At 69.8% G+C, this 8,065-nt stretch carries 4 protein-coding genes; all 4 read left to right on the forward strand.

What is annotated here, in order from left to right; translation table 11 throughout:
* Positions 1 to 340 precede the first annotated feature (340 nt).
* Positions 341 to 2,443, forward strand: a complete 2,103-nt coding sequence (locus tag N787_RS13840; RefSeq protein WP_034215405.1) for a M13 family metallopeptidase — start codon at positions 341 to 343, stop codon at positions 2,441 to 2,443.
* A gap of 660 nt (positions 2,444 to 3,103) precedes the next feature.
* Positions 3,104 to 5,227, forward strand: a complete 2,124-nt coding sequence (locus N787_RS13845; RefSeq protein WP_052575499.1) for a M13 family metallopeptidase — start codon at positions 3,104 to 3,106, stop codon at positions 5,225 to 5,227.
* 185 nt (positions 5,228 to 5,412) lie between these two features.
* Positions 5,413 to 7,299 carry a M13-type metalloendopeptidase gene (locus N787_RS13850; RefSeq protein WP_034215407.1) on the forward strand — a complete coding sequence of 629 codons (1,887 nt, stop codon included), beginning with the start codon at positions 5,413 to 5,415 and terminating at the stop codon, positions 7,297 to 7,299.
* Positions 7,299 to 8,065 (forward strand): SNF2-related protein (locus N787_RS13855; RefSeq protein ID WP_245594025.1); only part of this gene is annotated, 767 nt, incomplete at its 3' end. The genes N787_RS13850 and N787_RS13855, both read left to right, overlap by 1 nt.

Below are 8,065 nucleotides of genomic sequence, written 5' to 3' on the forward strand. Positions count from 1 at the left end.
CCGGCGACCGCGGGAGCGGCCGGGGGGATACGCAGGAATTCCACCGTCTGCCGGCGCACGGACGTGCGGGCAAGGAGCATCGACGCCCGGGGGCGATCGGATGGCGCGATTGCGCTGTGACCTTCAGAAAGCCGATGCGGAACGACGCCACCGGCGTGACTGCGGGTCTGGAGACGGGGCTTCATGAGCATGGGAGTCCAGGACCAACGACCCCAAGGTACGCAATCGCGCCCGGGCTGGCAATCGCCCCGGCCGGGCCCGGCCATGACCTCTGGCCTACACCATGCTCACCCCGGATGCCCTAGGCTTCGGCGTCCGTTGCCCAAACCCCGGGGATTCCATGAACCTGCGCCAGATCAAGCCACTCGCCCTCGCCTTCTCCATCACCGTCGCCCTGGCCGCCTGCCAGAAGGCCGAAACGCCGGCCGCCGAGCCGGTCGCCGAGGCCCCGAAGCTCACCGTCGACCTCTCGCAGGTCGCCCAGCAGCCGATCGCGCTGAAGGCCGACGACATCAGCCCCGAGATCCTGGCCTGCCAGGACTTCAACGGCCACGTGAACGCCAAGTGGCTCGCCGCCAACCCGGTGCCGGCCGACCGCACGACCTGGGGCGCCTTCCCGGCGCTGGGCGAGCGCTCGCTGCAGGTGCAGCACGAAATCGCCAAGGCCGCGGCCGCCGGTGATTTCCCGGAAGGCAGCATGGAGCGCAAGGTCGGCGACTTCTTCAAGGCCGGCATGGACGAGGCCGCGATCGAAGCGGCCGGCATCACGCCGATCCAGCCCGAGCTCGACCGCATCGCCGCCATCGCCAGCAACGCCGACATCCCGGCCTACCTCGGTGAAGCCTATGCCGAAGGCAACGGCATGCTGTTCGGCTTCTACGCCATGGCCGACTACAACGACTCCAACACCAACATCGCCTACGCCACCCAGGGCGGCCTGTCGCTGCCCGAGAAGGCCTACTACCTCGAGGACCGCGAGGACTACAAGGCCGCCCGCGCCGCCTTCCTGGTCCACGTCGAGAAGCTGATGACGCTGGCCGGCGCCGACGCCGAGACCGCCAAGGCCCAGGCCCAGCAGGTGCTCGACTTCGAGACCCGCATCGCCAAGTCCTCGCTCGGCCGCGTCGAGCTGCGCGACCCGGCCACCCGTTACAACCCGGTGAGCCTGGCCGACGCCAACGCCAGCACGCCGAACTTCGACTGGACCGCGTTCTTCGCCGCGCTCGACGTCGACGCCCCGGCCAGCTTCTCGCTGGCGATGCCGGGCTTCTTCAAGGAATTCGACGCGATGCTGGCCGACGTGCCGGTGGAGCAGTGGAAGACCTGGCTGCAGTTCCGCGCCATCGACAGCGCCGCGCCCTACCTGAGCAGCGCCTTCGAGCAGGCCAACTTCGAGTTCTACCGCAAGACGCTCTCCGGCCAGCAGGAGATGCAGCCGCGCTGGAAGCGCGTGCTCGGCGCGCTCAACGGCAGCATGGGCGAAGGCTTCGGCCAGCTCTACGTCGCCCAGGCCTTCCCGCCGGAGTCCAAGGCCAAGATGGAGGCCCTGGTGCAGAACCTGATGGCCACGCTCAAGGTCCGCCTCGAGAACCTCGAGTGGATGAGCGAGGAGACCAAGGTCAAGGCGATCGAGAAGTGGTCCACCTTCACCCCGAAGGTCGGCTACCCGGACAAGTGGCGTGACTGGAGCGGCCTGGAAGTGGGCGGCGACAGCTACGCGCAGAACCTGATGCGCGCCGCGGCCTTCAACTACCGCTACAACCTCGACAAGATCGGCAAGCCGGTCGACCGCAGCGAGTGGGGCATGAGCCCGCAGACGGTGAACGCGTACTACCGCTCCACCGCCAACGAGATCGTGTTCCCGGCCGCGATCCTGCAGCCGCCGTTCTTCGACGTGAACGCCGACGACGCGCTCAACTACGGCGGCATCGGCGCGGTGATCGGCCACGAGATGCTGCACGGCTTCGACGACCAGGGCAGCAAGTTCGACGCGGCCGGCAACATGGCCAACTGGTGGACCGACGCCGACCGCGCCAACTTCAACGCGCGCACCGACAAGCTGGCCGAGCAGTACAGCGGCTACGAGGCGCTGCCGGGCATGAACGTCAACGGTCGCCTGGGCCTGGGCGAGAACATCGCCGACCTCGGCGGCGTCACGGTCGCCTACGACGCGCTCAAGCGCGCCCAGGGCGAAGGCTTCAGCGATCCGATGGTCGACGGCTTCAGCCAGGACCAGCGCTTCTTCATGAACTGGGCCACGGTCTGGCGCATCGCTTTCACCGAGGCGCAGCTCAAGCAGCAGCTGACGGTCGGCCCGCACTCGCCGGGCATGTTCCGTGCGGTCGGCGCACCCTCCAACCTGCCGGCCTTCGCCGAAGCCTTCGGCTGCAAGGAAGGCGACAAGATGGTCCGCTCGGGCGAAGACCGCGTCGTCATCTGGTAACCCCCTGCACCATCGCGTGACCCTGAAAAGCCCGGCCCCGCGCCGGGCTTTTCGTTTCCCGCCCTGCCGCCGGCGTGCGCATTGCGCACGAACGGCTTCACACCGGGACTTCTCGGCAGCGCCGCCGCCCACTCAACCAGTACTTCTGCCCGCCGTCTTGCTAGCGCCATCCCTGGCAGCAAACGTCGGCCGTTACGGGCCTCCTGCCCTTCACTTCAGAAGTACTGGTTGATTGTGCGACGTCGCCCCGGGAGTCCGTCGCACACCGCATCGAGATCAAGAGCGAAGCCGGAACATCGGCGTTCTGGCTCGCGGCTGCCCTCGCTCCGGGCCGTGCCCTGGCTGTCGACTTTGCTTTTGCGCTCGTTCTTGATCTTGAGCCGGTGTGCCACGGACGGTCGGAGCGCCGCCCTGCGACGATAGGGTTCGACGAAGTGGAGGCAGGAGGCCGGAACGGCCGCCCCTCAATGGGCAGGACGCCGTGTTGAGGGGCGGGCGGCGAACCCTATCGTTGCTGGGCGGAGCTGCCGGGACGTTCCGAAGTGCGGCGGTTCGTGCGCAAGGCGCACGTGCAAGGGTGACGAGTGGCCTATGCCGGGACGGGGGGAGGGGTCCAGAATCGCGGGGTTGCCCGCGACCGCGGGCGGCCCACTTTTCCTGATGGCCCGGACGGGCCTGGAGCTTCCCGTGAATCCTCGCAACCTCAAGCCCCTCGGCCTGGCCCTCGCGGTCGGCGTCGCCCTCGCCGCCTGCCAGAAGACCGAAGCCCCGGCCGACACGGCCGCCGCCCCGGTCGCCGCCGCGCCCGTGGTCGACCTGGCCACCCTCAAGACCCCCGCCATCTCGCTGCAGGCCAGCGACGTGGACACCAACATCGCCGCCTGCCAGGACTTCGACGGCTTCGTGAACTCGAAGTGGCTGGCCGCCAACCCGGTGCCGTCCGACCGCACCACCTGGGGCCCGTTCGTGGTGCTGTCCGAGCGCTCGCTCGAGATCCAGCAGAAGCTGGTCGAGAACCTCGCCGCGCAGGAAGGCGCCACCGGCACCGCCAAGCTGATCGGCGACGTCTGGGCCACCGGCATGGACGAGGCCGCGGTGAACGCCGCCGGCATCGCGCCGATCCAGCCGATGCTCGACGAAATCGCCGCGCTCGAGGGTCCGGAAGCGATCGCCGCCTTCATCGCCGCCAGCTACGCCAAGGGCCAGGGCTTCGTGTTCGGCTTCGGTCCGAGCCCGGACTTCAAGGATTCCAGCGTCAACATCGCCTACGCCAGCCAGGCCGGCCTCGGCCTGCCGGATCGCGACTACTACTTCGACGAAAAGCACGCCGCGGTGCGCGAGGCCTACGTGGCGCACATCGCCAAGGTGCTGCAGCTCGCCGGCGCCGACGAAGCCACCGCCACGGCCCAGGCCGCCGACGTGATGGCCTTCGAGACCCGCCTGGCCAAGGTCTCGGCCTCGAGCGAGCAGCTCTCGCGCGACGTGTCGCTGTACTACAACCCGGTGAGCGTGGCCGATGCGGATGCGCTGACGCCGAACTTCAAGTGGTCGGCCTTCTTCGCCTCGCAGGGCCTCGAGGCGCCGGCGATGTTCTCGCTCGCCCAGCCTGATTTCCACAAGGAAGTCAGCACCATGCTGGCCGACGTGCCGGCCGCGACCTGGCAGGCCTACCTCCGCTTCCAGGCGGTGGACGGCCTGTCGCCGTTCCTGTCCGACGCGTTCGCGCAGGAGAACTTCAATTTCTACGGCAAGACCCTGCGCGGCCAGGCAGAGCAGCAGCCGCGCTGGAAGCGCGTGCTCAACACCATCAACGGCCAGATGGGCGAGGCGCTGGGCAAGGAGTACGTCGACGTCGCGTTCTCGCCGGAAGCCAAGGCGCGCATGCAGGAGCTGGTGGGCAACCTCAGCACTGCGCTCAAGGCGCGCATCGAGAACCTGGAGTGGATGAGCCCGGAGACCAAGGAACAGGCGCTGGTGAAGTGGGCCTCGTTCACGCCCAAGATCGGCTACCCGGACAAGTGGCGCGACTGGAGCGGCCTGCAGACCAGCCGCGACAGCTTCGTGGCCAACCTGATGGCCGCGGGTGAGTTCAACCACAAGTTCAACCTCGCCAAGATCGGCCAGCCGGTGGACAAGACCGAGTGGCAGATGAGCCCGCAGACGGTGAACGCCTACTACAACCCGCTGGCGAACGAGATCGTGTTCCCGGCCGCGATCCTGCAGCCGCCGTTCTTCGACCTCGCCGCCGACGACGCGGTGAACTACGGCGGCATCGGCGCCGTGATCGGCCACGAGATGATCCACGGCTACGACGACCAGGGCAGCCGCTTCGACGCCACCGGCAACTTCAAGAACTGGTGGACCGAGGCCGACATGGCGGGCTTCCAGGAGCGCACTGGCCGCCTCGTGTCGCAGTTCAACGAGTACGGCTACGGCGACGACATGAAGGTCAACGGCAACCTGACCCTGGGCGAGAACATCGCCGACCTGGGCGGCCTGGCCGTGGCCTACGACGCGCTGCAGAAGGCCCTGGAGAACAAGCGCGTGGCCGAGATCGACGGCTACGGCCCGAACCAGCGCTTCTTCATGAACTGGGCCACGGTGTGGCGCGTGAACTACAAGCCGGAAGAGCTGAAGGTCCGCCTGCAGACCGACCCGCACGCCCCGGCCCGCTTCCGCGCGATGGGCGCGCCCTCGAACCTGCCGGCCTTCGCCGACGCCTTCGGCTGCAAGGAAGGCGACCCGATGGTCCGCAGCGGCGAGGCCAAGGTCGCCATCTGGTAAGCCTTCTGCGCCGCGTTACCCCGAAAAGCCCGGCCCCGCGCCGGGCTTTTCCTTTCCGCCCCCCGCTCCCTGTAGGAGGGACTTCAGTCCCGAAGCCCTTCGCGAAAAGCTTCGGGACTGAAGTCCCTCCTACAGGGCGGGCGGCGCAGGCGGTAGAATCGCGGTCCCCCAAGTCGGAGTCCGCCATGCCCCTTCGCATGCGCCCCCTGTTCCCGTCGCTCCTGATTGCCCTGCTGGCCGCCGGCCCCGTGGCCGCCCAGCAGCGGGCCCCGCTGGCCTGCGCCGACTTCTACGGGCATGCCAATGCCGCCTGGCTGGCGCAGAACAAGCTGCCCGCCGGCACGGCCTCGTTCAGCCGCTGGGACCAGCTCAATGCGCTGGGCGTGCAGCAGCGCGACCAGGTGCTGGCCGCGACCACCGCCCCGGCCAATGCCACCGTCTCGGTTCGCCTGGCCGACCTGTTCGCCAGCGCCGGCGACGAGGCCGCCATCGAAGCCCAGGGCATCCGCCCGATCGAGCCGATGCTGGCCATCGTCAACAAGATCCGCCGCCCGCGCGACATCGCCCCGGCCATCGCCGCCCTGCACGCCGCCGGCATGCCGCTGATCGTCGACCTGCAGGTGCTGCGCGATGCCCGCGGCAACCCCTACGCCCAGGTCGGCCCGGGCGGCATGGGCCTGCCCGACCCCGGCTTCTATGGCAATGCCGATCCGCTGGTGCAGCCGGTCGAGGCGCGCTACCAGGCCGCCGTCGCCGAGTGGCTGAAGCTGACCGGCTCGGCTCCGGCCAAGGCCGCCGCCGAAGCCGCCGCGGTACTGCAGATGGAGCGCCAGCTGGCCAAGGCCACCCTGCCCGGCGTGTCCTTCACGGTGATGCCGACCGCGGAAGCCGAGAAGCTGGCCGCCGGCCTCGGCCTCAAGAACCTGCTGGCCGCGCACGGCCTCAAGGCGACCGAAGTGGCGATGACCGGCCCCGAATTCTTCGTGGCCCTCGACCAACTGATCGCCCGCACCAAGCCCGAGCAGTGGAAGACCTACCTGCGCGCGCACATCGCCCGCGACATGGCGCCGACGCTGGGCAAGGCCTTCAACGACCCGTGGGCCCAGCTCTACGACGTCACCCTGCGCGGCCAGGACGCGCCGACGCCGCGCGCCCTGCGCGCCCGCTGGGTGCTCGAGGCGCGCGTGCCCGAGCTGATCGACGCGGCCTACACCCAGCGCTTCCTGCCGGTGCCGCGCCAGGAGCGCGCCCAGGCCATCGCCGCCGCCGTGCGCGCCGCCGCCATCGAGCGCGTCGGCCAGGCCGCCTGGCTCAGCGAGGCCGGCAAAGCCAGCGCCCGCCAGCGCCTGGAGTCGATGGGCGTGCAGCTGGGCACCGAAGTGCCGGACAACGTCTTCGACGACCTGCGCTTCAGCCGCGACAACCTCGCCGGCAACGTGATCACCCTGCGCAAGTGGCTGATGAAGTACGCGCTGGTGCGCGCGCGCTTCGCCTGGCCGGCCGAGCAGTGGCAGCCGATGGTGGCCTACCTGCCCAAGGAGAACCGCCTGCTGGTCACCGCCGCCACCCTGCAGCCGCCGGTGCTCGACGACGGCGGCAGCGCCGCCGACTTCGGCAGCCTGGGGGGGCTGGTCGCGCAGCAGATGAGCCTGGCGCTCGCGTTCGAAGGCGCCGACAAGGCCGCCTGGGACAAGCGCATCGCGCCGCTGGTGCCGCAGTACGCCGCCTACTCCGCCACCGGCGGCGCCACGCGCGTCAACGGTGCCGGCTCGCTGGCGCAGAACGCCGCCGACCTCGCCGGCCTCGAGATCGCCTGGGCGGCGCTGAATGCGCAGGGCAAGCCCGACGCCAACGCCGCCAAAGCCTTCTTCACCGGCTGGGCCGGCCTGTGGCCGCGCCAGGACGTGGCCACCGCGCTCGCCGCGGCCCAGGCCAGCGCCATCCACGCGCCGGCCAAGTGGCGCGTCAACGGCCCGCTGGCCAACCTGCCCGCCTTCGCCGAGGCTTTCGGCTGCAAGGGTCGCGTCGCGATGCAGCGGCCCTCCAAGGAGCAGGTCGCCCTCTGGCGCTGATGAACAGTTTCGCTCCCGGACAACGTTGGTTCTCGAGCGCCGAGCCTGAACTCGGGCTCGGCACGGTGCTTCGCCTCGCGGGGCGGCAGGTGCAGATCGTCTTCACCGGCACCGGCGTGGTGCGCATGTACGCGCTGGGTTCGGCGCCGCTGCTGCGCGCCGTGTTCCGGCCGGGCGAGCGCGTGCGCATCGGCGGCCAGGACAAGACGGTCGAGCGCGCCGAGCTGCGCGACGCGCTGATCCACTACACCTGCGACGGCCAGGTGCACACCGAGGGCGAGCTCGACGCCGAGCAGCCGGTGTCGCAGGCCGATTCGCGCCTGCTGTCCGGGCGCGTGGACCGCAACGACCAGTTCGAGTTCCGCCGCGAATGCCTGCAGCGACGCGCCGACGCGCGCGCGCACCCGGGCTGGGGCGTGCTGGGCGCGCGCATCGACCTGATCCCGCACCAGCTGCGCGTGGCCGAGATGGCTGGCCGCCGCCGCCCGCCGCGCCTGCTGCTGGCCGACGAAGTGGGCCTGGGCAAGACCATCGAAGCCTGCCTGGTCACCGCCCAGCAGCTGGCCAGCGGCCGCGCGAAGCGCGTGCTGGTGCTGGTGCCGGAGAGCCTGGTGAACCAATGGTTCGTCGAGCTGCTGCGCCGCTTCAACCTGCCCTTCGCCATCTACGACGAAGAGCGCTGCGAATCGCTGGAGATGACCGAGCCCAAGGCCAACCCCTTCGAGGACGAGCAGTGCGTGATCGCCTCGGTGGACTGGCTCCCCAG

The sequence above is a fragment of the Arenimonas metalli CF5-1 genome (assembly GCF_000747155.1).
In the GTDB taxonomy this organism is placed as follows: Bacteria; Pseudomonadota; Gammaproteobacteria; order Xanthomonadales; family Xanthomonadaceae; genus Arenimonas; species Arenimonas metalli.

Excerpts from the sequence above, each read along its gene's own strand:
- N787_RS13840 (WP_034215405.1), top strand. The coding sequence starts at position 341 with ATGAACCTGCGCCAGATCAAGCCACTCGCCCTCGCCTTCTCCATCACC.
- N787_RS13845 (WP_052575499.1), top strand. The coding sequence starts at position 3,104 with ATGGCCCGGACGGGCCTGGAGCTTCCCGTGAATCCTCGCAACCTCAAG.
- N787_RS13850 (WP_034215407.1), top strand. The coding sequence starts at position 5,413 with ATGCCCCTTCGCATGCGCCCCCTGTTCCCGTCGCTCCTGATTGCCCTG.